This window comes from Arthrobacter sp. 9AX (assembly GCF_902506095.1).
In the GTDB taxonomy this organism is placed as follows: domain Bacteria; phylum Actinomycetota; class Actinomycetes; order Actinomycetales; family Micrococcaceae; genus Arthrobacter.
Window position 1 is genome coordinate 4,125,452 of record NZ_LR733293.1, and the last position, 24,142, is coordinate 4,149,593.

A 24,142-nucleotide genomic window follows, 5' to 3' on the forward strand; every position below is an offset into this window, starting at 1 on the left:
CATGGGGCTTAGCGTCCTGGCTACCGTGGGGCGCTGCATGACCGCCGTACAGCTGCCTGACCGCCACACAGATGAGGGGCCCGGGCCGCACCCATGGACTCTTCCCGGCGGAGGGCACCGTCTCTGTTGCCGCAGAGCACCCTGCTGCAGAGCACCCTGCTGCATAGTCATCGTGGTACCGCCGGCTATCGAGTCCCGGGCATGCTATTGCCTTCGGCTCGTTTCTTGATGCCGTAGAGCATCTTTCTCATCATGGGGAAGTCCGCGAGTTCCAGCAGTGGAACGGTGAGCAGCAGAGACCGGCCGGGCCGGTAATGCTGTTTGAGCCGGGTAACCAGTCTTGTCCTGTTGCCCGGAAGCCGGGTGAAACGCCAGGACCAGGAGGAATCCGGTTTCGCCCACACCAGCTGCACCGGGAATTTCTCCTCGGCGACAACGAAAGATGTTGCGGGATTGGGCTTGGCCGTCATCGGGGCCACCACGTCGCCTACACGCAGGTTTTGCCATTCCGGAAGAACGGTGTTGGAGCTGGGTATGCCCAGGGAGTCAAGCAGATCGTATGAATAGAAGCCCGCCCGGTTGATGCCCACCTGTATGACCCATGGCCATACCTCCTCTGGCTGGGCGTTGACCGTTATGGCCCGTGTGGCCGTGAAATGCGACGTGGTGACCAGGCCGTCGCCGGGCAGCGGCGAGGCAACCTCCACCTCAGTTGCTCCCCACCGCAGATGCCAGGACCTGAACAGTGGCGCGGTGACGAATACGGGCAGCACTGCCACAGCTTCTGCCCCCTGCAGCAGCAGCGTACGCCAGCCTGGCTTCACTGGTTTTCCCCGGCCATGACGGGTCCCCGGGCAGGGACAGTTGTGGTCACGCGGAGCAGCCGCAAGTGCAGGGATCCGAGGACCAGGAAGAACAGTGACAGTGCCAACCAAAGCCAGAACGCTACCGGGTCAAAACGCGAACCGAACACCTCCTTGGCTGGTTCTGCTGCCGCCAGGGACAGTATCAGGGAGAAGCCGAGCACATAGGCGGCCGGAAGCAGCAGGAGCCCTGTCTTTTGTCCGCGCATGGCGGCGATAGCCAGGATGAGGAAAGCAGGCATGATGAGGCACAGATCCAGGATGAAGACCGAATAGATCGACTCAATTTTCTGCCGTGCCGCCATAAGTGGCAGAAGCATGGCGATCCACAGTGGATAGAACATCACCGGCTGCAGGAGTGCTCCGGACGCCGACAGAAGACGGACGCCCCTTGGCAGGCTCACTTGCACGGTCCTGCGGCACAAAGCCACCGTTTCATAAACCACGGCCCACAAAGCCGCCGCGAAGATGGTCATGTAAACCAGGTAAAGCCAGTTGTAGACCCGTTCAATGGTATAGATGCCATAGGCATACACGAGGTAGCCCAAGAGGCCAAGGACTATCAGCTCCAGCCTTGGCCGGGAAGCCTTCCTTGTCAGGGCCAGAACCAGCAGCGCCAGGGCAGCCGCAACGGACATCCCATCCTGCGAGTAGGCGCCCGGCAGGTAGGGCTCCTCGACAAGGCCGTTATAGACGGCAGGGGAAGCAACTCCTGTCCCGGCCGCAACGAGCGTCAGCAGCGCAATGAGTACCCACGACGCGCGCCTGAAGATATCCCGCTCCCCCATTGGGGGTCCTGCAAAGAGCGCCCTCCCGCGCCTGCCGCAGATTCCTTCATCTTCATACTCCTTCAGCCCTTATCCGACAGGGTTGCACGCGTGCGGACTCCATTGAAGTGGCTTAAGTCCTTCCGTTACCACCGCGAAGCATTTCCTTGCCGTGACCTTTGGCCCTATATCTCATGGGAGCCCCGGGCCAGTCTTGAAGTGACCACTCCCGAGCAACCAGAAGGTCCAGCCATGACAACCCGTAAACCAATCGCCGTCGGCACCAACGATTCGCCACAGAGCCAGGCAGCGGTGCTGTGGGCGGCGCGTCGCGCCGACCAGGCCAAGGTGCCGCTGGTAGTCCTTCACGTCGTGGACGACCGCTGGGTGGCTGAACCATACCCGTGGATTGGAGCGTTGGAGGAGGCGGGCGAACAACTCCTCGAGATTGCGGCGGATCGTGTCCGGGGCGCCCTTCCCATCACTATCACCACCAAGCTCCTGACCGGCAGCGTCGGTGGATCGTTGGCGAAGTACTCGGGAAAGGCCTCAATGGTAGTTGTCGGCTCGGGCAGCGGTCATCTTGGTGGTTCCCTGGCAGACCGCGCCCTTCAGGTTGCCGCATCTGCCAAAGTTCCTGTTGCTGTAGTAGGAACACAGGAAATGGAAGGCCGTTCCGGCGTGGTGGTCGGCGTTGACGGGTCCAAGGAATCGACGGAAGCGGTTGCCTTTGCTGCATCGGAGGCCGACAGAACAGATGAGGAACTCACCGTCGTCTATGCCATCAGTGCCCCTGACCCCGTTGTGGATGCAGGTCTCACCCCCACCACGTTGGCCGAATTAATTGTCGAAGAGGAACGGCTTGTTCTGGCAGAGACCGTGGCCGGAACCAGGGAAGACTATCCGGACCTGCAGGTGCGCCAGGTACTGGAAACAGATAAGGGGCCGGTGGATGCGCTGGTGGATGCAGCCGCAGGCGCCAGGATGCTGGTCGTCGGGAGCCGGGGCAGGGGCGCCATCAAACGGCTCCTGCTCGGATCCACCGCACATGGCGTCCTCAAGCATCTGCCCTGCCCTACCATCATCACCCGGCTCCAGCCTCTCAAGAACAAGATGACTGCTGGCACATCGAAATAGCCGGCGGGAACATCAGATAAGGATCGACGACGCCCATGAACGATCACTCCTCAAGCTCGCAAACCGAATTTCTGGCAGCCCACGACTGCTGGAAGTACCTGGAGTCGTCCTATATTGGCCGTCTGGCTGTCATCGACGGCTCCAACCCCGAAATCTTCCCCGTAAATTTCACAGTTATTGGGAGGAAGCTGGTCTTCCGCACGGCGCCGGGGACAAAACTTCGGGCCCTCTTGACCGGCAATGCGGTTGCACTGGAAGCGGACGGACTCAACACCTACGCCACGGAAGTATGGAGTGTCGTGGTGAAAGGTATCCCCGTGCTGTTTGAGGGTGACGACGCAGACTTCGCTGACGTTGATCCTGACCGCCGCCCCTGGGAGTCCGGTCTGAAGGAGCATCTGATCTGCATTGACCCTAAGGAGATCAGCGGGCGCAGATTCGCAGTGCGGTCCCGCGCACGTTGGTGGCCGCCCCAGGACTTCTCGGCAGACTGGCTATAAACCGTGCGTTCAAAACTGGCTTAGGCCCTGTCAGACAGCCGTTGAACCTGGCACGCTCAAGAAAACCCATGTCCATTAGAGGCTAATACTGCCTCCGACCCAACAGGTTTGGCATCATGAAAAAAGCAGGCTCCGTAATAATGCTCGTTGTCGGGATCCTGCTATCGATCCTTGGCTTCACCGCACTGGCCGGAGGCATTGCCGCATCCGTGCTGGGAACCGCACAGGGCGACGGATACTTCACTTCGGGCAGCGCGCGGTTTTCCGTCGCGTCCCACGCACTGACTACGCCCCGGCTCGACGCCGTAGGCGAGGGTGTCCCGCCCCGCCTGCCTTTCGATATCGGTACGCTCAGGCTCCGTGCGGCCTCCGCGGAGCCCGGCAGGGAGATTTTTATAGGCATCGCTCCCCAGGCCGACATCGAGCGGTATCTTTTGGGCGTTCATCACACCGAGCTGCTCGAGGTAAACAGCCGTCCTTTCCGGGCGGAATACCGTGACATTCCGGGCACCACCACTCCCGCCCCGCCTGCAGAGCAGACCTTTTGGAACACATCCGTGTCAGGTACCGGCGAGCAGGAGCTGACCTGGGATCTTGCTACCGGCAGCTGGGCAATCGTCGTCATGAATGCCGACGCCAGCCCGGGCGTCGATGCTGACGTGCAGGCCGGATTCAGGTCCGACCTGATTTGGCCGGCGGCCACCGGCCTGCTGATTGGAGGGGCCATCGGATTGGCTATCGGGGTTCCCCTGCTCGTTTCGGGCGCTGTCGGACTCGGGAGGCATGCAGAACCGCCTTCCCGGGGGCCCCGTGGACCGCTTCCCCAGTTCCCCGGTGGAGCCCCGGGACTGGCGTCTGCCCCGGAAATGCAGGGAACACCGCCTGCTTCACAGGCCGACCCGCTGACACCTGCCGAAAACGCTCCGTACCCTGCCCGGCTCCTCGGCAGACTGGATCCGGCCCTGTCCCGATGGATGTGGCTGGTGAAGTGGTTCTTAGCCATTCCGCATTTCATCGTGCTGGCTTTCCTCTGGTTCGCGTTCCTCGTAACCACAATCGTTGCCGGATTCGCGATCCTGATTACCGGCCGCTATCCGCGCCCACTGTTCACTTTCAATGTCGGCGTTTTGCGGTGGAACTGGAGGGTGGCCTTCTACGCCTACGCCGCCGCAGGCACCGACCTTTATCCGCCTTTTACCCTGGCACGCACCAACTATCCCGCGGACTTTGAGGTGGACTACCCCGAGCGACTCTCCCGCGGCCTGGTCTTGGTGAAATGGTGGCTCCTGGCCATCCCGCACCTGCTCGTCGTCGCGGCCTTCGCCGGGACCACCTGGACCTGGCAGGCAGAAACCGATGATCTGGGTACAACCTATGAGCGTGGGACAGGGCTCTCCCTGCTGGGCCTGCTTGTCCTGATTGCCGTTGTGGTCTTGCTCTTTACCGGCAGGTACCTGCGTCCCCTGTTCGGCCTGATCATGGGGATCAACCGCTGGATCTACCGGGTCCTCGCTTACACTGCGCTGATGCGTGATGAGTATCCGCCGTTTCGGCTCGATCAGGGCCCTGATGAGGTCCCGCATCCGGCGGTGGGGACGCAGCTCGATGGAGCGGTGCTCCCCGAGGCCGGACCAGCACCACGGCCATGAATTGGCTGGCCGGACTGTTCCTTGTGGCCCATGGACTGGTTCATGCGGGCATCTGGTGCACACCGTTCGATCCGGCGAAAGCCCCGTTCGACCCCAGGCATTCATGGCTTGCGGCACGTCTGGGCCTGGCCGGGCCCGCCCGCCGCGTTTCAGTGATGCTGGCACTGGCAGCGGCCATACTTTTTGTGATCTCCGGTCTGTCGGTTATCGCCAATGCCCCTTGGGCTGGAGCAGTAGCCATCGTTGCCGCGGGCGTGTCGCTGGCGCTCACCGTACTGGTGTTTCACCGCTGGCTCTCTCTGAATCTGTTGATCAACACCGCCATCATCTGGGTTGTTTCGGCTAGCGGCTAGCCCCTCGGACCCGCCTGTCCCAAAGGGCATGTGGAAATTCCTTGGTCAGCAGCCGGGCCAGTCCAGCGGCCATCAGAGGATTCGGCAGGGTCCATACGCCCAGAGGAGTGATGATGAGCAGGAAGACGATTGCGCCAATAAGTCCCAGCTTCACCCGGCGCCCACGGCTGAGGATCAACAGGCCCACCGTTATTTCTCCTGCCGCTGCCACAATGCCAACCACGGGAGGGGCAGCCGCCACCACATTTTCAAAAATCCAGGCGTAGAAGGGGATCAGCGGCTTGTCTGTTCCTAATGAGACGAACAGTTCCGGGGCAATGAAGCTGAGTAACGCATTGACTCCCAGCGCCATGACGATGAAGAAGATGCCGATAAAGATGCGTGCGCCGTACGGCCTGACAAGACTGAACAACAGGAAGGCAGCACAAAATACCAGCCACGGGATCAACTGCTCCACGGTTTGCCCTGTCTATAGAAGTTATCGATGGTCGATCTCGCCATCCGGGCGGGGGCAATCCAGTGGGTCCCCGTCATTTGCCTATGGTGTCCCCAGCGCAAAGCTGACAGCAAGGGCTGAAGGACCTCGGAAATCCTGGCCCAGTGCGCAGTGACTTTTGGCCCTACCCTGCCTTGCTTCGGCGGGAAATCATTACGTGTGACCGCACCGGTTACGTGAGGAGCTGAGATGACTACTGCTGGAGCACCATTCGCCCAGATAGTTGTGGGGGTGGATGGATCGGAGGCGTCCATCGAGGCTTTGCGGCAGGCCCAGCGTCTGGCAGTACCCCTCGGAGCCAAGGTCTTGGCCAATGCGTATTGGGATTACCCACAGGTCTATTCGGGCTACATGATGATGGGCATCGAGGGCTTTGAGGAACGCGCCGGGCAGATCCTTGATGAAACGATCAGGACGGCGTTCGGTGACGAAACGCCATCGAACGTTATTTCCAACCTGGTTCGCGGGCACCCGCGGGAATCGCTGATCGAAGCCAGCCGCAACGCCGGCATGATCGTCGTGGGGCGGCGCGGGCATGGCGGCTTTGGCGGCCTGCTGCTGGGCTCAGTCAGCTCTGCCCTGGTGGCACACGCTCACTGTCCGGTACTGGTGGTTCACACGCCCGAGCAACGTCCGGAAGCTTCCTAGAGGAGGGCAACTGCGGTGGGAAGGACTACAGCGGACGTGTACCGGTGACAACAATGCTGCAAGGCGGGCGACGGCGGGTGGGGGTCATCGTGGCAATCCTCGCCCTGCTGGTCCTTTCTATAGGTTTGGTCCTCTTGTTCCGGTCCCCCGCGGCGAACCCGCCACCGTCGGCATCACCGTCGACTCCGGCGACCACCGGCCCAAGCCCTGCACTGTCCAGTGATACTCCCTCACCATCACAGCCAGTAGAAGTCTCCACCGAAACACCGGAAGCGGGCCAGAACCCCGTCCAGCCACCGGTCATCGTACCCCCAATCCCCTTCACACCGCCGTCCGAGCCGGATACTGTTCCGCCGGCAGCACCTTTCCCCGCCCCACTCCGTGGCCAGGATTTGGCGGTCATGCCTGGCGCAGGTCGCGTGGTGGCACTGACTTTTGATGCGGGCGCCAACGCAGCAGGACTTCCAAGAATCCTGTCCGCCCTGGCCGCCAAAGGAGTCGCGGGCACTTTCTTCTTGACCGGGAACTGGGCGGAGGCCAATCCGGAAGGAGTCGGTCTGATCATTTCGGCAGGCCATCGGGTCGCGAACCACTCCACGACGCATCCCGCTTTCACCGGCCTTACCGACAGCCAGATCGTGCAGCAGGTACGCGGGGCAGAGCAGGTGATCCTTGCTGCCGGCGGTGACCCCCGGCCTTTCTTCCGTTTTCCCTTTGGCGATCGGGATCCCCGCACCGTCGCAGCCATTAATAGCCTTGGCTACGTTACCGTCCGGTGGACCGTGGACACTATGGGTTGGAAGGGCACCAGCGGCGGTGTCAGCGTACAGATCGTCACTGACCGCATCATGGCGGGTCTGCAGCCGGGCGAAATAGTCCTCATGCACCTCGGTTCCAATCCCGAGGACGGCACCACTTTGGACGCGGACGCCCTGCCTGAAGCCATTGACCGGATCAGCGCTGCCGGTTACGGCTTCGTCACCCTCGACGCGCTGCTCGCCCGGTAGACAGAGAAGAGCCAGGACCATGGAAAAGACCAGGCAGACAAGGACCACCGGCACCAGGCAGCCTCCGGGGCAGAACGGAACCGAAGGACCAGCACATCATGGGTTGCCCTTGCACGAAGTTGTCCTGCTGCTTGAAACCGACCCCGGACAAGGCCTCGCTGCCCAAGAGGTGACCCGCCGGCAGGCCCAGTTCGGAGCGAATATCCTGCCCCGTTCGCGATCCGGGGGCATCGCACGCAAGCTCGCGCGTCAGTTCAATAATCCACTCGTGTACGTGCTGCTGGCCGCGGCCGCCGTCACCACGGTTCTTGGCGAGTATCTGGATTCCGGCGTCATCCTTGCCGTGGTGCTCATCAATACTCTGATTGGCTTCGTCCAGGAGGTCCGGGCGGAAGCAGCCCTGGACGCCCTCCACAACCTCGTCCGTACCCGCGCCGTCGTCATAAGGACTGGCCAGCGGCTGGAGGTTCCATCCGAGGACCTTGTCCCGGGAGACCTTGTCCTGCTGGAAGCAGGTGACAAAGTACCGGCCGACATCCGGCTTGTCCGCCTGTCCGGGCTGCGGGTGGATGAATCTGCGCTAACAGGGGAATCGGAATCTGTAGCGAAGGACGAGGTGGTGCTTCCCCCGACAACACCTGTGGCTGACCGCCGGAACATGGCCTACAGCGGGACGCTGGTGACTGCCGGTGCGGGCGCTGGCGTCATCGTCGCCATCGGTGGCGGGACTGAGCTCGGTGAGATTCATCGGCTCATGGGAGCTGTGCGGCCGGTGGCCACACCCCTGACCCAAAAGCTGGCCCGATTCAGCATGACGCTTACCGTTGCCATTCTTGCCCTGGCCGCTGTGAGCTTCGCTGCGGGAGTGGCACGCGGCCAGCCGCCCGCGCAGATGTTTACCGCCGCCGTTGCGCTTGCGGTGGGGGCGATCCCGGAAGGTCTGCCGGCAGCAGTCACCGTAACCCTCGCCATCGGCGTCCGCCGGATGGCACGTCGTCGTGCCGTTGTCCGCCGCCTGCCGGTGGTTGAGACGCTGGGCAGCACCACTGTCATCTGCTCCGATAAGACCGGTACGTTCACCGAGAACCAAATGACCGTACGGTCGCTGTGGACTCCATCCGCCAACTACGTTGTGACAGGTTCCGGGTACGACCCGGAGGGGCACATTCTTCTGCCAGGGGAAGATGCCGGGGCTGGGGCGCCGCAGGCAGAGCATGACGCTGCCCTGTACTGGTCGTTGCTGGCAGGAGGCGCCTGCAACGATGCCAAGGTCATCCGGGAAGGACATGTCTGGCAGGCCCAGGGCGACCCTACCGAAGCAGCGATGCTGGTGGCAGCCGGAAAAGGGGGCGTGGACGTAGCTGCGTTCCTTTCCGCAAACCCTCGAATCAATACCCGGCCCTTCACGTCCGAGCTGCAGTACATGGCCACGCTCCACTCTGCAGGATCCACGGGCGGCAGCGGTGTTGTGTTGGTAAAGGGCGCGGCGGAGAGGGTACTTGAGCTCTGTGAGTCGCAGATGGACAGCGATGGCAGAAGCCGGCCCCTCGCCAGACAGGTGGTCCTTAACGCAGTTCACCATTTCTCGGAAACGGGCCTGCGAGTACTCGCCACTGCAACTATGCAACTACCGCCCGAGACCGCCTTTGAAGGGGCAACCCTGCGCCAGATGACTCTCACGGGACTTCAGGCGATGTTCGATCCGCCCAGGGAAGCAGCGGCAGCAGCGGTACGTGCCTGCCATCAGGCTGGAGTGGCCGTAAAGATGATTACCGGAGACCATGTGGGAACTGCGGCGACCATCGCCGAAGCCGTGGGCCTGACCGCGAACCGTGAAGACCGGACGGCACTGACGGGCGCAGAACTGGACGCTATCCCGGCTGCTCAACTGCCTCAGGCCGTTGAGCACGCCACCGTCTTCGCGCGCGTATCTCCGGAACAGAAGCTTCGCCTGATCGGTGCCCTGCAGTCCCTCGGCCACGTGGCCGCCATGACGGGCGACGGTGTCAACGACGCACCGGCGCTAAGGCAGGCGAACGTTGGTATCGCCATGGGACGGTCAGGAACGGAAGTGGCCAAAGAGGCCGCGGACATCGTCCTGACCGACGATGACTTCGCCACCATTGAAGCCGCCGTCGAAGAAGGCCGCAACGTCTTCGATAACCTGACCAAGTTCATCGTCTGGACGCTGCCTACCAACATGGGAGAAGGTCTGGTCATCCTGGTGGCGATCCTGATTGGAGCCACGCTTCCGATCCTGCCCACCCAAATCCTGTGGATCAACATGACCACCGCCGTTGCCCTCGGCCTCATGCTGGCGTTCGAACCCAAGGAACCAGGCCTGATGTCACGTCCGCCCAGGGCGCCTGATCGCCCGCTCCTGACGTGGACACTCACTCTTCGCATCATGTTGGTCTCCACCCTTCTCGTAGCGGGCACATGGTGGATTTTCGAACTGGAACTTGTCGGCGGTGCGTCCCTTGCAGAAGCCAGGACCGCCGCAGTCAACCTCTTTGTCGCGGTCGAACTTTTCTATCTGTTCAGCTGCCGTTCCCTCACCCGCTCGCCATGGCGGATTGGCTTCTTCAGCAACCGTTGGGTCATTCTGGGCGTTCTGGTCCAGACGGCCGGCCAGCTGGCCATCACCTACATCCCGGTGATGAACGAGCTCTTTCACACGGCACCCATAAGCCTGGAATCATGGGTGCGGATCCTGGGCATTGCCGTACTCGCTTCCCTGGTTGTGGCAGTGGACAAACGCTTCCGCCGCAGCGCTTTCTAAGCTGCGACCGTCTCCCCCGTATACGGACACCCAGAGGCCGCTGCATCAAGTCTTTGGCAGGAGCCGAACCATGACCAGGCCGGTAATAACAGCCATGGTCACCGCCATCAAAACCGCTGCGCCGATCCCGATGACAGCTGAAAGCAACACCGCCTGGCCCGGTTGCCACAAAGGAGTCGCGACCGCCATAAATACACCCAAACCAGCAGCCCAGGCTGCCGCACTGCCGGCGATCCAGCGCCAGGCGCGAGGCACGTGGGCCCGCAGTTCCATCCATTGGGCGAAGCCGATCGAACCCAGGAGCCCCGCGCCACCTAAAGTTCCTACCACAATCTGCGCAGCTACCGGCCAGTCCCGCCAGGAATTGTTTGCGGACGGCAGCAAACCAAGAGTCCAGGCCGCTGCGGCTGCACCACCTGTCAGCAGGATCCAACGGGGAGTGGAAACAGCAGGAAGCCGGTGATGGAGCACGCACCCCTGAAACCACCCCAGCACCGCGCCCTCGACAAAGCCTGCCACCACGAGCAGCGGAAATGTCCCAGTTGGCCATACCGCGGCCGCCACGAGTTGGGCAAGAGCAGGGGCAAGGAAGCCCAGGCTCTCCCCGAGACCCACCCAACGGACCCAGCGGCCCAGGAACGCGCTCCGGTCTGTCACGGCATTACCTTCCTCCACCTGCCCGCGCACGCCAACCCCAGCGCCCCCATCGTTCCCTCTCATGGTCGGCAGTGTCCGGTCCCGCCAACAGTGCCGAAAGCCCCGGCGGATGCAACTTCCAGCACTGTTGGGACCAATGGCTCTGCCGCCACGCCACGTTCACGCTGATACTGAGAAGGCATAGGCGGCCAACGGACTGCCGCCAAGGCCGAAGGGCAATTTCGATGCACAGCTGGGATGGCGACATGGGCGTTTGGGGCTACACGATGATGAGTATCAGCATGCTGGTCGTGTGGGGGGCGATCATAGCGGGCATCATCCTGCTGGCACGTTCCCTGCGCACCCCAAACCAGCAGAACCAGCAGTTCCCCTCCCCCAGGACGGCCGAGGACCTGCTGGCTGAACGCTTCGCGCGTGAGGAAATCGACGCCACGGAATATCAGGACAGACTTAATGTCCTGCGCCGGCGTCCGGGCACATAGCTACCGCTTTGGGCCAGCGTCCGGTCATGGCGCTGGGGGGCCTGGCGGGAACCGGCCGCTCCAGCGGCGTGACAATTCAAAGCACAAGAAGACATACACACTGGAGGCCACCGTGCCGCTTTCGGAATTCGAGAAACGGGAGCTCGAAAGAATCAGCAATGGCCTCGGGAAGGACGATCCCCGGCTTGCCGTGCTGCTTGGCCAGGATGCCTTCATGCTCATCCTGGTGGTCGGTCTGATGCTCAAGGCTCCGCTGCTGGGGATTACCGGATTTGCTGTCATGAGCGCTGCCGGGTATTGGAGCACAACGGACGTGTGCCGAATTTTGGCCGGGGGCAGGCAAGGAGCTCGGGAATCATGAACCATGGCAAGAATGCCGCGTCCGAGGCACGGTCACTGCAGGCAGTTCAGGAGCATCATGCCGACATGCTCAGGCAGCTGAACGGCCTTGTCGGGCGATTGACCGATGCTGTTCAAGAAGACGATGCGGCTGCCGAACAGAAAGCCCAGGCGGCGCTTCTGGATTGGTGCGACAGGGACCTTGTTCCCCATGCGCTGGCCGAAGAGGGACCTTTATACGCAGGACCGGGTGCTAAGCCCGAGGGCAGGCTCTTGGTGGAAGGGATGCTGGCTGAGCATCGTGTGATAGTCGACCTTGTGGAGGAACTGCGCACATCCAACGGTCTTGCGTCGGCAGTGGCAGGCGGGGCCATCCAACGGATTTTCGCCCTGCACCTGGATAAGGAAAACAACCTCCTGATGCCATTTATCGTCGATTCCCCTGATTTGTCCCTCGCCGAAGCAGTGGCGGGGCTGCACGAATTGACAGGGGAAGGCGCCAGTCATGCCAAAGGACACGACGGCAACAACACACACCATCGCTGACTCGCCGCCCCCGGCAATCTATTCTCTGCCGTCATCTTTCCCGGTATCGTGCACCACCAGAACAGGGCAATGGGCGTGGCTGACGCAGGCTGAACTGACGGAACCGGGCACAAAGCTTCCGTGCCCGCGCCTTCCCACGATAAGCAGTGAGGCGTCCCGGGTGCCCTCGATCAGGATCGGCGCAGCCTTGCCCTGCACCAGCCGGGCCCGGAAAGATTCCGGGCGTTCCCCGCCGAATGCCGTCTGAAGGGTGTGCTCGAGAACCTCTTTGGCGGCGTATTTGAATCCCTCGGTCCCCACCATGAGATAGATCCCGTAACCCGGGGGAACGTCCCAGCATGCCCAGGCCTCCACCGGCGCTCCAAGAGGACCAGCCAGTGCCCCGGCTACCCGGAGGGCTTCAATGCAAGCGTCAGAACCATCGACGCCCACCAGAATCTTTGGTGGTTCCGGCGCCATACCTCGCGCTCCGTTCTCTTTAGAGGTCTCTGCTCCCAGAATGAAACGTTCTGTGTTGCCGTGGACAGGGCCGAAAGTCATGAGGGGAACCGAGAACAGGGCCCCGGAGCGCCCAGGCCAAAGTGAGGCAATGCCCGTTTTCCGGTCTTTGGTCCCTAGCAGCGGAGACCCTGCCACGGAAGAATGAGCAACAGGCCCTTCACAAGGGCTGCCTCGCACACCGTGCAGGCTGGGGGCTGATCGAATGAGGAGCGTTGAGTGCAAAGGCATGATTCGGTATCGGATGGAGTCGCCGATCCCCGGGAACCGATACGGGTTTACATTCTCGATGACCACGAACTTGTCCGGCAGGGACTGAAGGACCTGCTTGAGGGTGAAGGATTTGTGGTGGTCGGAGAAAGCGGCTCGGCGGCAGAAGCGACGAGGCGTATCCCTGCTCTGCATCCGGACATCGCGATCTTGGACGGACGGCTCCCCGACGGCACCGGAATCGAAGTATGCCGGGACGTGCGCTCCCTCGATCCCAGCCTGCATTGCCTGATCCTGACCAGCTATGACGACGAGCAGGCAATCCGCGGCGCAGTGCTGGCAGGTGCGTCCGGCTATGTTCTGAAACAGATTCGCAGCGATGACCTCCTCGCCGGGATCCGCAGGGCCGCGGCGGGTGAATCACTGTTTGAACCCGGAGTTGAACAGCGGATTATCGAGGGCATCACCAAGGCCCGGACCGACCCTCGGCTCGAAGGTCTCAGCGCCCAGGAGAAAAAGGTCCTGGCGTTGATCGGCCAAGGACTGACCAACCGCCAGATCGGAGATGAACTCTTCCTGGCCGAAAAAACAGTGAAGAACTACGTATCGTCCATCTTGGCGAAACTGGGATTTGAGCGACGGACACAGGCTGCCGTTTACGTCACCAGAAATGCCGAGGACGCGCAATAAACGGACGCCGGGACCGGCAGCGCACGTTGCCTGCCGGTTCAGGTCAACGAAGATCGGCGGACCACCTAATCCGGGTGCCCTCCCCTAAATCGCTTTGAATAGTGAAGCCGCCGCCCAGCAACTCTGCACGGTGCCGCATATTGGCCAGGCCGCTGACCCGTACCGGTTCTTCAAACCCGGAGCCGTTGTCCTGGATCACCAGCTCAACCTGATTTTCCGCGACCGATAAGGTCACGCGGATCTCCTTCGCCCCTGAGTGCCGGGAAGCGTTGCTCAGTCCCTCAGAGAGAACCGAGAGTAAATGCCCGGCCACATTTTCCGGGACTGCATCGTCCACTGGCCCGGCAAAAGCCAGTGTTGGTTCCACCGCATAGTTGCGGGAATTATGCTGGACCACCTGCAATACGCGGGTGGTGAGCGGCTCGCGGTCTTCCTCTCCTGTCCGGAGCGAGTAAATCGTGTCCCGTAGCTTCTTGATGGTGTCGTCCAGCTCAGAAGTTACGGCCGCAATCCGTTCATGGGCAACAGGGTCCAAGGTATAGCGGCGCAGGCTCTGGATGCTGAGCCCGGCGGCGAACAGCCGTTGGATTACAAGGTCGTGCAGGTCCCGGGCAATTCGTTCCCGGTCCGTAAACAGGAGATTTTGTTCACGGAGGGCATGGACACGGGCCAAGTCCAGTGCCAGCCCAATCCGGCTTGCGAACAGCGAGCTGGATTCCACCTCGGATTGGTTGTAGCCAGCTGCCCCCTGGGCACGGGCAAGCAGCAAGACTCCGTTCTCAGAATGGCTGTGGCCCATGGAGCACAGCAACACTGACCCCAGCTTTTCCGCGACCTCGTTACCAAACACCTGGCCTGGATCCCGCACCACCCGGGACTCCCCTGTTTCGATGACGTCGGCCACGACGCCGGAAGCCGCGATTTCCTGCCCGGCAGGCAGGCCCTGGACTCCGAGGGAGGACCGGGACCTCCAAACACCGTCTCCCGCAGGGACAGCAATTACAGCAAGCGCGGCGCCGGACACTCTTAGGGCCGTTTCGGCAACGAGCTCCAGGTTGTCCGCATCCCCTGGCTGGGGCGTCATGATCAGCCGGCTGCTCAGCTCCATTCCGGCTTCGAGCCACTTCTGGCGCCGCTTGCTGTCTTCGAATAGGCGGGCATTTTGAATGGCCACACCTGCAGCGGCGGCCAAGGCCATGGCCAGGTCTTCGTCCTCCGGTGTGAAATCCTGGCCGCCTTTCTTTTCCGTGAGGTAGAGGTTGCCGAATACTTCGTCCCTGACCCTCACCGGTACGCCCAGGAAGGTGTTCATGGGGGGATGGTTGCGGGGGAAGCCTGAGGCGATGGGATGCTGACCGAGGTCGTGCAGCCTCAGAGGATGCGGCTCTCTGATAAGGAGGCCCAGGACGCCGTGTCCTGTTGGCAAATCCCCAATGGACCGGATGCCTTCGTCATCAATGCCAACAGTGATGAAATGGCTCAGTTGCTGATCCTCACCGATGACGCCCATTGCCCCGTATCTGGCGCCCACAAGTTCGCAGGCTGACTGCACCAGGCGGTCCAAAACGGCTTCCAGGCTCAAGTCTTCGGCGAGGGCCACGACGGCCGACAGCAGCCCGTTCATTCGGTCCTGGGTCTGCAGCAGTTCGTCTGCGCGGGCCACAAAGTCCCGCAGGAGGTCCTCCGCCCTTTGCTTCATGGGGGAGCGCCATGGCTCAGTGCTCACGTCCGAACCTCCTGTGAAACTGCCCGCTTCCCTGCAGGCCCTCAGCAGTGTCAATGGGCCGGGGAGGTTGCTTCCCCGGCAACGTCACCTTCGCCTGAGCGGGAAGGAATATCTGCGACCAGTCTAAAAGATGAGGTCAAGGCCCGGGACGGGCAGCTGTGACCCCTTTCGACGCTGCGGGACCTTCTCCCCTACCTCGCCTGTATTTCCCGGCCTAGGCTACGGCCATGGACACAGCAGCAACAGAACCGGAAACGGAAACCCTCGGCCTTCACGAATGCTGGAAACACCTCAGGTCAACGTCCCTTTGCCGGATAGCCTTCACGCACGGCGACACAGTGGAAATCTTCCCCGTCAACTACGTTCCGAGCAACGGCACCTTACTGGTACGGACGGGTGGCGGACCGAAGTTGGAAGCAGCGGCCGGCCGTCAGGTCGTCTCGTTGGAGGCCGACGGGCTGAACCAGTACGGCACCATCGCCTGGAGCGTCGTCGTGAAGGGGCACGCTGCCGTCGTGGACGACACCGAAGAGATCCAGGACGCGGCAGAGGCAGGGCTGTCACCCTGGCAGGCGGGAGCCAAGAACAGTCTCATCCGGGTAACACCCGAGGAAGTTACCGGGCGGAGATTTGTCATCGCCCCGCCTACACACTGGTGGGCCCCGCTGGAACCGGCTGAGAAGGCGTAAGGAACAGGACGGGACAGTCGAACACCGGCACCAAGGAAGGTAAGCAATGGAGGCCATCGAGCCCATCACCGTCGGCATCAACGACACCTCCCCTTCCAATGCCGCTCTGCCCTCGGCAGCCTCCCGTGCCCGCCGGTCCAAGGTGCGGTCATCGGCAGTACGGGTCCCAGGAGGCGAGGCAGAGCGTAGGACTTCCCGGCGGAGGTTGATGCTTTGAGTGCGGACCTCACTGTCCTATGCGTGCGCCTTCACTTGCACTGTCCGTTGGGTCAAGGCCCGGCGTGATCCATAACGGACGGAATTCGTCGGTTGAGTGATGTCTGAAGCGCGAAAAACCACCGAGCATCAACTGGCGTCCGACGCCGCCGGGGCACCGCCGGTGCTCTTAGGTCTTACCTCCGCAGAGGTCCTGGAAAGAACGAACGCCGGACGGATCAACAGCGTCCCGGGTGCCACAAGCCGCAGCATCTGGGATATTGTCCGTGCGAACGTGCTGACCCTTTTCAACGGCACCGTGGCAGCGTGCTTCATTCTGCTGCTGGTGCTGGGTCAGTGGCGGGATGCGCTCTTTGGCTTTTCGGCGCTTGGAAATTCCCTGATCGGTATCATTCAGGAATACCACGCGAAGCAATCCCTGGACCGGCTGGCAATTCTCCACGCGGCCAGAAGCAGGGTTATTCGGGACGGCAAAACGCAGCAGCTCCCCGCGGAGAGTCTGGTCCCCGACGACATCGTCCTGCTCAGCGCCGGGGAACAGGTCACCGCCGACGTGCGCCTCCTGGACGGAGGGTTCGTGGAGGCAGACGAGTCCTTCCTGACCGGGGAGTCCGAACCTGTGCCCAAGCCTCCCGGAGCGGTTCTCCTGTCCGGGTCGCTGATCATGGCAGGCACTGGCCGCGCACTGGTCTTGCGTGTGGGGACGGACACCATGGTTCACAAGATGACAGCGGAGGCCAAACGATTCGCCCTGGTCACCTCCGAAATCCGCTCCGGCCTGGACAAGGTCCTAGGCGTCATCACGTGGCTGCTCCTGCCGACCGCGGTACTTGTCACCCACGCCCAGATACAGAACGCCGGGGGCTGGGCTGAAGCTCTCGACTCCGGCCGCTGGGTACCCGCGGCAGTAGGCCTGGTGGCCAGCATCATGTCAATGATCCCGCTCGGCCTCGTTTTGCTCACCAGTGTCGCCTTTGCAGCGGGCGGCGTCCGGCTCGCCCGCCACATGGTCCTGGTCCAGGAGCTCGCGGCGGTTGAAGTATTGGCCAGAGTTGACGTCCTGTGTCTGGACAAAACCGGCACACTGTCCTCGGGTTCCCTGACATTCGACGCCGTCCACGGCGTTGGCACACCACCGGCGGATGGATGGCGGAAGGCCCTGGAGTGGTTCGGCGCCAGAGCGGAAGCGAGCACCACCGCCAAGGCCATTGGTGACGCTTTTGCCGCTGAGGCGCTCCTGTCGGAGGAATCGTCAGTGCCGTTCGCCTCTGCCCGGAAATGGAGCGCCGTGACATTCCGGGCAGGATCGACGGCAGCCGGCACATGGATTCTCGGAGCTCCGGACTTCGTTCTGGGAAAGACCTCATCCGGCGCGCATGCTCGCCGAGTCGCCGCAAAGCTGGCATCCACGGGGCTGCGGACACTGGTTCTCGCCCACCTTCCAGGTCCCTTGACCGCATCCTCGAGCAGCGGCAGCCTGCCCTCTGAGCTCCTACCGGTAGTAGTGCTGACCTTCCGGGAGGAGATCCGGAAGGAAGCGCCGAAAACCCTGGGATACTTCCGGCAACAGGGGGTCGCCCTAAAAATCATCTCCGGAGACGACCCCCGTACCGTAGCGGTCCTTGCACAGGAAGTGGGGCTGGGACAGGGTGGGGCCTATGATGCCCGGAATCTTCCCACAGATCCGCTGCTGCTGGAGGAAACGGTGGAGCGGCATCACGTTTTCGGAAGCGTAACCCCCGCCCAGAAACGTGACATGGTTCAAGCCCTGAAGCGGTGTGGGCATACGGTGGCTATGACCGGAGACGGGGTCAATGATGTCCTGGCTTTGAAGGACGCCGACCTTGGCATCGCCATGGATACGGCATCGCCGGCAACCAAGGCCGTGGCAAGGCTTGTCCTCCTGGACGGACGCTTCGACAGGCTGCCGGCGGTCGTAGCGGAGGGGCGCCGGGCAATCAGCAACATCGAGCGGGTTTCCCTGGTCTTCCTCAGCAAGACCGTGTACATAACGGTTATATCGTTGACGTTTGCCCTGCTTCTGTCGCCTTTTCCGTTCCTTCCGCGCCAGTTGTCCGTACTTGACGGACTGACCATCGGACTTCCGGCTTTCTTCCTTGCGCTGCAGCCCAGCGAACGCCGCTACGCGCCTGGTTTCCTTCGACGCTCCCTGGCGTTTTCGGTGCCGGCTGGATTTTGTGCCGCGCTGTGCGTGCTGGCAGTGAGCATTTATGCCCGCTTCCCCGGACAGCACAGTGCCGAGGCTTCCCAGTCGGTCAGCATCATGACGCTGGCACTGGTGGCGTCGTGGATCCTGGTGATGGCATCGCGGCCGCTCAACCGGACCAAGGCCCTCATTCTGGCTGGCATGTACGGGGGGTTGGTGCTCCTGTTCACCGTCCCGGCGGTGAAAGACTTCTTCAGGCTCGACTGGCCGCCTCCGGACCTGCTGGCCGCTTCCGTCCTGGTGGCCGCAGCGGGCAGCCTTGCCGTCGAAGTGATCGGCTATTTCCAGCGTCGCCTGACCGGTCAGCAGGAGGGCGACAGGGGAAGGTGACCTTCGCTCCGGGGAGTTGTCCCGAGCCCTGCCGTTGTTGCGTTAGATAGAGAAAGAGGAGGAGGGAACGGTGATTGCTTGGTGGGTGGGCCAACCCGGCCCCATGGCCACCCGTCCCCTGGTCACGGGTACCCGTAAGAACCCAAAGCCCACGTCCAATGAACTCCTGGTGGATGTGAGCGTCTGCGGCGTATGCCGGACAGACCTCCATCTGGCCGAAGGTGACCTCCAGCCCCGCCGGCCTGCCGTTATCCCGGGGCACGAGGCGGTGGGAGTGGTCGTTGACAGCGGACCGGGCAGTTCCAGGTTCCAACCGGGTGACAGGGTTGGCGTTGCCTGGCTGGGCGGCGTGTGCGCACATGTCCCTACTGCCGCCGGGGTGACGAAAACCTGTGTTCGGCGCCCGTCTTCACCGGATGGCACAAGGACGGCGGCTATGCACAGCAACTTACCGTCTCCCAGGACTTCGCCTACCTCATTCCGGAGGCATTCAGCGATGCTGAAGCAGCGCCGCTGCTGTGTTCAGGCATCATCGGTTACCGGGCACTGAAACGGGCGAACATCGCGGCCGGGGGGCGCCTGGGCATCTACGGATTCGGCAGCTCAGCCCACTTGACCGCTCAGATGGCGATGTACCAGGGCGCGTCGGTCTTCGTCATGACCCGCTCAGAGGAGGCCCGTGCCCTTGCCCGGCAGCTCGGGGCAGCATATGTCGGAGGCGCGTATGACAGTCCGCCGGTACTCCTGGATGCTGCCATTCTTTTTGCTCCGGTGGGCGATCTCGTTCCGGTGGCGCTTCAGGCCCTTGACCGCGGCGGGACACTGGCGATTGCCGGCATCCACCTCAGCGGCATACCGGCCCTGGATTACAACGCGCATCTCTTCTATGAGCGGCAAGTGCGCAGCGTTACAGCAAACACCCGGGCTGACGGGCGTGAATTCCTGGCCCTGGCGTCTGAAATTCCGTTGCGTCCCATGACCACCGTGTACCCCTTCGACGCCGCAGACGTCGCTCTTGCCGATCTCGCTTCAGACAAAATCACCGGCTCGGCCGTGCTGCGTGTGCGCCCATGAGGATCAGCCAAAAAGCACTGCAGCCTCCCGGTACCGCGCCTCCGGGACCACTTTCAAGTTTCCGAGAGCGAGCTCCAGCCCAACAGTAACGATGTCCGTGCCGTGCAGGGACACCATGGTTCCCCAACTGCCGGTCGCCGCAGCTTCAACAGCGGCAAGTCCCAGCCGCGTGGCGAGCACCCGGTCGTAGGCGGTGGGCTCCCCGCCTCGTTGAATATGACCCAGCACGGTGGCCCGCGTTTCAATGCCCGTCCGTTCCTGCAGCTGCTGTTCCAGTAAACGGCCGATGCCGCCGAGCCGGGGTCGGCCAAAGGTGTCAAGGCCCCGCGGCGCATACGGTGCCTCCTGCCCCTCCAGTGCGAACGCTTCAGCGACCACGACCAGGGGCGCCCGCCCACGGTCGCGTGCTGACAGTACCCAGGCCGAGATCTGGTCCAAAGACACCGGGTGTTCGGGAATCAGGATGGCATGGGCACCTGAGGCCATCCCCGCGTGCAGCGCGATCCAGCCGGCGTTCCGGCCCATGACCTCGGCGATCATGCACCGGTGGTGTGACTCCCCTGTGGTCCTCAGCCTGTCGATGGCCTGCGTTGCGGTTTGGACGGCGGTATCAAACCCGAAGGTGTAGTCCGTGGCGCCGAGATCGTTATCGATTGTCTTGGGCACACCAATTACGTTGATTTCCTGATTGGACAGCTCTCTTGCGGCCGCCAGCGTTCCCTCGCCGCCGATCGCAATAAGACCCTCGAGACCGTTGCGCCGCAAGCTGTCCCGCACGGCGTCGATCCCGCCCTCCTTCAGCGGATTGGTGCGGGATGTGCCCAGGATCGTTCCGCCCAGCCGGGAGATGCCCCGGACGCTGCGCCGGGGCAAGGGAAACAGGTCCTGTTCCAGGACTCCCCGCCACCCGTCACGGAAACCCAGGAAACCGTATCCGTGGACGACCTCACCTCCCAGTACAGCTCCGCGGATCACTGCGTTCACACCGGGGCAGTCACCCCCGCTTGTCAGGATTCCAAGTCGCTTCATGATGCGGCCAACCCCTGCGTTGTGGCAGGCAGGAGGAACGCCTTGGCCTGACCGGCCTGCAGTACGGTTTCCCTGCCGTTGACCCGCACGCTGATCGGGTCGGCATCTCCAGGACCGGAAGCAATATTCAGGTGACCGTCGTCCTTGAGTTCCACTTTCAGGTGATGTCCCCGGTAGCGGACATTGAAGCCGACGGTTTGGAGACCTGTGGGCAGGTTGGGGGCGAAAACGATCGTGTCACCGGCGAACCGCAGCCCTGCGAAACTTCGTTGGATGACATCGATGGTGCCGGCCATCGCGCCGAGGTGAATGCCGGCCCGCGTGGTTCCGTGCTGGGTGTCGTCGAGGTCCGCGTCGAGCGCTTCACGGAAACTGTCCCAAGCACGGTCGGCATCCAGCGCGGCCAGGACGGAGGCGTGGGCAACACGGCTCAGTGTGGATCCGTGAGCTGTCCGGGAGAGGTAGTACTCGATGGTTGCGTTCAACTGGTCGGCTGTGAAGTCGTATCCCAGTTCCGACAGCAGAATGATGAGACCTTCATGGCCCAGAAGGTAGGGCAGCATCAGGACATCGGCCTGTTTGGCGAGCTTGTAGCGGTTGGTTTCGTCTCCTTCGGCTTCCAGAATCAGGTCCAGCCGCTCAATGCTGTCGTAGGCCTCCCGGTACCGTTCCCAATCGAGTTCCTCGAGCTGTTCGTAGCCGGCGAACTGGCTGATGACTCCGTCGGTGTGGAAGGGGACGAAGAGTGCCTTGCCTACCTGCTCCCAGCCAGCTATCTCCTCGCTGCTGATGTCCAGACGCTCCAGCAGTCCCCTCAGATCGTCACCTTGGAAAGTGGAGATAATCTCCCCCGCGCGAAGGCAAACCCAGGCTGCCATCACGTTTGTATAGGCGTTGTCGTCCAGCCCCGGATCCGGAGTGCCGGGATATCCCGTGTGATACTCGTCCGGCCCCACAACACCGCGCAGATGATAGCGTCCGGCGTCCTGACTGTACTCGGCCCGTGAGGCGAAGAAACGGGCAACATCCATCACCAGTTCGGAGCCCTTCCGCAGAAGCCAGGCTTTGTCGTTGGTGGCCTGGTAGTACTGCCAGGCGTTGAAGGCTACCGCCAGGCCGGCGTGCAACTGCAGGTGCGAGTGGTCCTTCACCCAGCGTCCGGACCTGTCGTTATACAGCCACTTCGGAGTTTCTTCCCTGCCGTCGCTGCCGCTTTGCCACGGGAATTTCGCCCCTGAATAGCCTTGGAGCGCGGCCGCGTGCCGGGCGGACGGAAGCCTGCGCCACCGGTAGTCGATGAGGGAGCGGGCGACTTCGGGCGTTCTGGAGGTCAGGAGCGGCAACACAAAGAGTTCATCCCAAAAGACATGGCCGCGGTATCCCTCGCCGTGGAGTCCCCGGGCAGTGACTCCCGCATCCAATTCCGCCGTATGGCGGGTCAGAGTCTGGAGCACGTGGAAGATATGGAGGTTGAGGACCAGGCGCACCTGAACCGGAGCATCAATGTCCACCAGGAACGGGCGCAGCTCACGGCGCCAGGCCTCCTCGTGGGCAGACCGAAGGGCGTCGATGTCACCGCCAGCCTGTTCCAGGACGGCCCGGGCAGCAGAGGCCGGGGAGGAGATCGCCCGGTCCCGTGATGTCACCACAGCCACCGTCTTGCTGATCCTTGCCGGCACTCCATCCACCAGGAGTACAGGGAATGTCCGGAAGTGAAAACCGCCCTCCCTGCCTGGCTGTCCTGCGCCTGGTTGCCCGGCCAAACAAGTGCGGAACGCCGCAGCAATCCGAATCTGGCTTTGCGTGGTTTCAGCCTCCACGACTGAAATGTCCTCCAAGGCCGCGGCCCCGGCGCCGTTCCCGGCCGGTGTTCGGTCTTCCAAGTGAATTCCGGGGCTGGACGCCGGTTCAGGAATGTTCGCGTTCCTGACCCCGGTGTTTACGCCGCTGCGCACTTCCACTGCACCGCTCCAGCCCAACGCTGTGATTTTCGTTTCGAGGGCCAGCAGGTGGGGGTCGGCCATGGACACGAACCGGGTCTGGATAATTTCCATCCGGCGCTTGTCCGGATCTTCCAGCAGCAGTCTCCGTTCCAGGACGGCCCTTTGAAGATCGAGGGTGCGGCGTTCGCGCAGCAGGATCATTCCTCCTGCCGACCACCACTGTCCGTGGGCCATCCGCAAGTCCAGGCAAAGGCAGTCCGGGGCATTGACCAGATGTTCCTCCACCAGCACTTCCCCGGCGATTTCGGCAGGTACGCGGTTATAGACGCCCGCCAGGTACATGCCGGGGTACCTGAAGTGTCCGCCCCCCTCGGGGGATGCGCCCCGTACGGCCAGGTAGCCGTTGCCCAGGGTGGTGAGGGCTTCGCGGTGTCCTTCGTGCCAGGCGTCGAAGCCTTCGTAGATGAGTTGCCAGGGATCGCCAAGGACGAGGCCCAGGTCCAGTTCACCGACATCGTTCAGGACTGTGCCGGCTCCGGCAGCCTCGAGTTCCCGCCGGGTCCCGCTGCGGTCAATCCCCACCACAAGTCCGAATCCTCCGCGGTGGGCTGCCTGTACTCCCGCGACCGAGTCCTCGATGACCACCGCGTGGGATGGCGATACTCCCAGCCGGGATGCCGCGGCAAGGAATACGTCAGGAGCAGGTTTTCCCCGCAGTCCGAGATTTGCTGCAGCAGTCCCGTCGAGGATGACGCTGAAGACTTCCGGAATGCTGGCCGCGTTCAGAACCGAGGAGGCGTTGCGGCTGGATGTGACCACTGCAGTGGGGACTCCCGCGTCGGTAAGCCTTTGCAGGAGTTGCAAGGTTCCGGGATAACTCTGGACTCCGTTCTGGCTCAGGCGCTGGAGGAAGAAATGATTCTTCAGTGCACCGAGCCCGAAGGCTGTCCAGGCTTCGGGCCCGTCCCTGTCAGACCCGCGCTCAATCTCCACTCCTCTGGAGGACAGGAACTTCAGTACTCCTTCCTCTCTGGGGAGGCCGTCGACGTAAGTCCGGTAGTCGGCTTTGGAGAAGGGCGACCTGTCGGCGGTGTCTGGTATCCGGGGGTCCTCCAGGGTCCGCTCGAAGGCCTCCTTCCAGGCGGCCTGATGGACCAGTGCCGTGTTGGTCACTACCCCGTCGAGGTCGAAGATGACGGCATCAAAAGGCGGCCTGGCGGCAGCTGCAGTGGGCGAGTCGCTCATGTCACAGTGCTATCAGCAGGAGGTTCACCGCTGACAGTG

22 protein-coding genes and 1 pseudogene are annotated in these 24,142 nt (G+C 62.5%); 15 read left to right on the plus strand and 8 right to left on the minus strand.

Features of this window, described 5'->3' with window-relative positions; all coding sequences use genetic code 11:
• Positions 1-185: 185 nt before the first annotated feature.
• The gene (locus BACI348_RS19140; protein ID WP_201298462.1) at positions 186-824 is read right to left on the minus strand and encodes a hypothetical protein; all 639 of its coding nucleotides are present in this window, start codon (positions 822-824) and stop codon (positions 186-188) included.
• A complete protein-coding gene (locus tag BACI348_RS19145) occupies positions 821-1,651 on the minus strand; it encodes a hypothetical protein (RefSeq protein WP_159829240.1) in 831 nt (276 codons plus the stop codon). The genes BACI348_RS19140 and BACI348_RS19145 overlap by 4 nt, the downstream gene beginning before the upstream one ends.
• Positions 1,652-1,882: 231 nt before the next feature.
• On the opposite strand from BACI348_RS19145, the gene BACI348_RS19150 reads away from it, so the two are divergent.
• The 4 genes from BACI348_RS19150 to BACI348_RS19165 all read left to right on the plus strand — a co-directional run bounded on the left by BACI348_RS19150 (position 1,883) and on the right by BACI348_RS19165 (position 5,269).
• Positions 1,883-2,767 carry a universal stress protein gene (locus BACI348_RS19150; protein ID WP_159829242.1) on the plus strand — a complete coding sequence of 295 codons (885 nt, stop codon included), beginning with the start codon at positions 1,883-1,885 and terminating at the stop codon, positions 2,765-2,767.
• 35 nt (positions 2,768-2,802) lie between these two features.
• On the plus strand, positions 2,803-3,267 hold the full coding sequence (locus BACI348_RS19155) for a pyridoxamine 5'-phosphate oxidase family protein (protein WP_159829244.1): 465 nt from the start codon (positions 2,803-2,805) through the stop codon (positions 3,265-3,267).
• A 116-nt stretch (positions 3,268-3,383) separates the two neighbouring features.
• The gene (locus tag BACI348_RS19160) at positions 3,384-4,916 is read left to right on the plus strand and encodes a DUF4389 domain-containing protein (RefSeq protein ID WP_159829246.1); all 1,533 of its coding nucleotides are present in this window, start codon (positions 3,384-3,386) and stop codon (positions 4,914-4,916) included.
• A complete protein-coding gene (locus BACI348_RS19165; RefSeq protein WP_159829248.1) occupies positions 4,913-5,269 on the plus strand; it encodes a hypothetical protein in 357 nt (118 codons plus the stop codon). The genes BACI348_RS19160 and BACI348_RS19165 overlap by 4 nt, the downstream gene beginning before the upstream one ends.
• On the opposite strand, the gene BACI348_RS19170 is transcribed toward BACI348_RS19165, so the two are convergent.
• Entirely contained in the window at positions 5,259-5,726 is a 468-nt protein-coding gene (locus tag BACI348_RS19170; protein WP_159829250.1) for a hypothetical protein, read from the minus strand. The genes BACI348_RS19165 and BACI348_RS19170 overlap by 11 nt on opposite strands.
• A gap of 228 nt (positions 5,727-5,954) precedes the next feature.
• Between BACI348_RS19170 and BACI348_RS19175 the strand changes: the two genes are divergently transcribed.
• The 3 genes from BACI348_RS19175 (at position 5,955) to BACI348_RS19185 (ending at position 10,202) form a co-directional block, all read left to right on the plus strand.
• Positions 5,955-6,413, plus strand: coding sequence for a universal stress protein (locus tag BACI348_RS19175; protein ID WP_159829252.1), 459 nt, complete (start codon positions 5,955-5,957; stop codon positions 6,411-6,413).
• A 401-nt stretch (positions 6,414-6,814) separates the two neighbouring features.
• Complete coding sequence (locus BACI348_RS20835) at positions 6,815-7,420, plus strand: polysaccharide deacetylase family protein (protein ID WP_236557643.1); 606 nt, start codon at positions 6,815-6,817, stop codon at positions 7,418-7,420.
• Between the two features lie 109 nt (positions 7,421-7,529).
• Positions 7,530-10,202 (plus strand): HAD-IC family P-type ATPase, encoded by a 2,673-nt coding sequence (locus BACI348_RS19185; protein ID WP_236557644.1) that lies wholly within the window; start codon positions 7,530-7,532, stop codon positions 10,200-10,202.
• A 45-nt stretch (positions 10,203-10,247) separates the two neighbouring features.
• Here BACI348_RS19185 and BACI348_RS19190 read toward each other — a convergent pair whose 3' ends face one another.
• Positions 10,248-10,889, minus strand: a complete 642-nt coding sequence (locus BACI348_RS19190; RefSeq protein WP_236557645.1) for a hypothetical protein — start codon at positions 10,887-10,889, stop codon at positions 10,248-10,250.
• Between the two features lie 194 nt (positions 10,890-11,083).
• Here BACI348_RS19190 and BACI348_RS19195 point away from each other — a divergent pair, with 194 nt between their 5' ends.
• The 3 genes from BACI348_RS19195 to BACI348_RS19205 all read left to right on the plus strand — a co-directional run bounded on the left by BACI348_RS19195 (position 11,084) and on the right by BACI348_RS19205 (position 12,226).
• Complete coding sequence (locus BACI348_RS19195; protein WP_159829256.1) at positions 11,084-11,341, plus strand: SHOCT domain-containing protein; 258 nt, start codon at positions 11,084-11,086, stop codon at positions 11,339-11,341.
• Positions 11,342-11,453: 112 nt separating this feature from the next.
• Positions 11,454-11,702: a DUF3040 domain-containing protein gene (locus tag BACI348_RS19200; RefSeq protein ID WP_159829258.1), complete on the plus strand. Its 249-nt coding sequence runs from the start codon at positions 11,454-11,456 to the stop codon at positions 11,700-11,702.
• A complete protein-coding gene (locus BACI348_RS19205) occupies positions 11,699-12,226 on the plus strand; it encodes a hemerythrin domain-containing protein (RefSeq protein ID WP_159829260.1) in 528 nt (175 codons plus the stop codon). Before BACI348_RS19200 ends, BACI348_RS19205 begins: the two co-directional genes overlap by 4 nt.
• Positions 12,227-12,244: 18 nt before the next feature.
• Here the strand turns inward: BACI348_RS19205 and BACI348_RS19210 are convergent, their stop codons facing one another.
• Complete coding sequence (locus BACI348_RS19210; RefSeq protein WP_159829262.1) at positions 12,245-12,685, minus strand: universal stress protein; 441 nt, start codon at positions 12,683-12,685, stop codon at positions 12,245-12,247.
• A 258-nt stretch (positions 12,686-12,943) separates the two neighbouring features.
• On the opposite strand from BACI348_RS19210, the gene BACI348_RS19215 reads away from it, so the two are divergent.
• Positions 12,944-13,624, plus strand: a complete 681-nt coding sequence (locus BACI348_RS19215; RefSeq protein WP_159829264.1) for a response regulator — start codon at positions 12,944-12,946, stop codon at positions 13,622-13,624.
• Between the two features lie 43 nt (positions 13,625-13,667).
• On the opposite strand, the gene BACI348_RS19220 is transcribed toward BACI348_RS19215, so the two are convergent.
• Positions 13,668-15,323, minus strand: coding sequence for a GAF domain-containing sensor histidine kinase (locus tag BACI348_RS19220; protein WP_159830343.1), 1,656 nt, complete (start codon positions 15,321-15,323; stop codon positions 13,668-13,670).
• 254 nt (positions 15,324-15,577) lie between these two features.
• Here BACI348_RS19220 and BACI348_RS19225 point away from each other — a divergent pair, with 254 nt between their 5' ends.
• The 4 genes and pseudogenes from BACI348_RS19225 to BACI348_RS19235 all read left to right on the plus strand — a co-directional run bounded on the left by BACI348_RS19225 (position 15,578) and on the right by BACI348_RS19235 (position 19,886).
• A complete protein-coding gene (locus BACI348_RS19225; RefSeq protein ID WP_159829266.1) occupies positions 15,578-16,039 on the plus strand; it encodes a pyridoxamine 5'-phosphate oxidase family protein in 462 nt (153 codons plus the stop codon).
• Between the two features lie 316 nt (positions 16,040-16,355).
• Entirely contained in the window at positions 16,356-18,812 is a 2,457-nt protein-coding gene (locus BACI348_RS19230) for an HAD-IC family P-type ATPase (RefSeq protein ID WP_159829268.1), read from the plus strand.
• Positions 18,813-18,915: 103 nt separating this feature from the next.
• A pseudogene (locus BACI348_RS21175) lies at positions 18,916-19,146 on the plus strand (alcohol dehydrogenase catalytic domain-containing protein); the annotation flags it as partial.
• 17 nt (positions 19,147-19,163) lie between these two features.
• Positions 19,164-19,886 (plus strand): zinc-binding alcohol dehydrogenase family protein, encoded by a 723-nt coding sequence (locus tag BACI348_RS19235; protein WP_442858517.1) that lies wholly within the window; start codon positions 19,164-19,166, stop codon positions 19,884-19,886.
• A gap of 3 nt (positions 19,887-19,889) precedes the next feature.
• Here the strand turns inward: BACI348_RS19235 and BACI348_RS19240 are convergent, their stop codons facing one another.
• Both BACI348_RS19240 and BACI348_RS19245 read right to left on the minus strand, forming a co-directional pair.
• Positions 19,890-20,915, minus strand: coding sequence for a 6-phosphofructokinase (locus BACI348_RS19240; RefSeq protein WP_159829270.1), 1,026 nt, complete (start codon positions 20,913-20,915; stop codon positions 19,890-19,892).
• The gene (locus BACI348_RS19245) at positions 20,912-24,103 is read right to left on the minus strand and encodes an HAD-IA family hydrolase (RefSeq protein ID WP_159829272.1); all 3,192 of its coding nucleotides are present in this window, start codon (positions 24,101-24,103) and stop codon (positions 20,912-20,914) included. The genes BACI348_RS19240 and BACI348_RS19245 overlap by 4 nt, the downstream gene beginning before the upstream one ends.
• Positions 24,104-24,142: the final 39 nt, after the last annotated feature.

Excerpts from the sequence above, each read along its gene's own strand:
- BACI348_RS19145 (WP_159829240.1), bottom strand. The coding sequence starts at position 1,651 with ATGGGGGAGCGGGATATCTTCAGGCGCGCGTCGTGGGTACTCATTGCG.
- BACI348_RS19150 (WP_159829242.1), top strand. The coding sequence starts at position 1,883 with ATGACAACCCGTAAACCAATCGCCGTCGGCACCAACGATTCGCCACAG.
- BACI348_RS19155 (WP_159829244.1), top strand. The coding sequence starts at position 2,803 with ATGAACGATCACTCCTCAAGCTCGCAAACCGAATTTCTGGCAGCCCAC.
- BACI348_RS19160 (WP_159829246.1), top strand. The coding sequence starts at position 3,384 with ATGAAAAAAGCAGGCTCCGTAATAATGCTCGTTGTCGGGATCCTGCTA.
- BACI348_RS19165 (WP_159829248.1), top strand. The coding sequence starts at position 4,913 with ATGAATTGGCTGGCCGGACTGTTCCTTGTGGCCCATGGACTGGTTCAT.
- BACI348_RS19175 (WP_159829252.1), top strand. The coding sequence starts at position 5,955 with ATGACTACTGCTGGAGCACCATTCGCCCAGATAGTTGTGGGGGTGGAT.
- BACI348_RS20835 (WP_236557643.1), top strand. The coding sequence starts at position 6,815 with ATGCCTGGCGCAGGTCGCGTGGTGGCACTGACTTTTGATGCGGGCGCC.
- BACI348_RS19195 (WP_159829256.1), top strand. The coding sequence starts at position 11,084 with ATGCACAGCTGGGATGGCGACATGGGCGTTTGGGGCTACACGATGATG.
- BACI348_RS19205 (WP_159829260.1), top strand. The coding sequence starts at position 11,699 with ATGAACCATGGCAAGAATGCCGCGTCCGAGGCACGGTCACTGCAGGCA.
- BACI348_RS19210 (WP_159829262.1), bottom strand. The coding sequence starts at position 12,685 with ATGGCGCCGGAACCACCAAAGATTCTGGTGGGCGTCGATGGTTCTGAC.
- BACI348_RS19220 (WP_159830343.1), bottom strand. The coding sequence starts at position 15,323 with ATGAAGCAAAGGGCGGAGGACCTCCTGCGGGACTTTGTGGCCCGCGCA.
- BACI348_RS19225 (WP_159829266.1), top strand. The coding sequence starts at position 15,578 with ATGGACACAGCAGCAACAGAACCGGAAACGGAAACCCTCGGCCTTCAC.
- BACI348_RS19230 (WP_159829268.1), top strand. The coding sequence starts at position 16,356 with ATGTCTGAAGCGCGAAAAACCACCGAGCATCAACTGGCGTCCGACGCC.
- BACI348_RS19240 (WP_159829270.1), bottom strand. The coding sequence starts at position 20,915 with ATGAAGCGACTTGGAATCCTGACAAGCGGGGGTGACTGCCCCGGTGTG.
- BACI348_RS19245 (WP_159829272.1), bottom strand. The coding sequence starts at position 24,103 with ATGAGCGACTCGCCCACTGCAGCTGCCGCCAGGCCGCCTTTTGATGCC.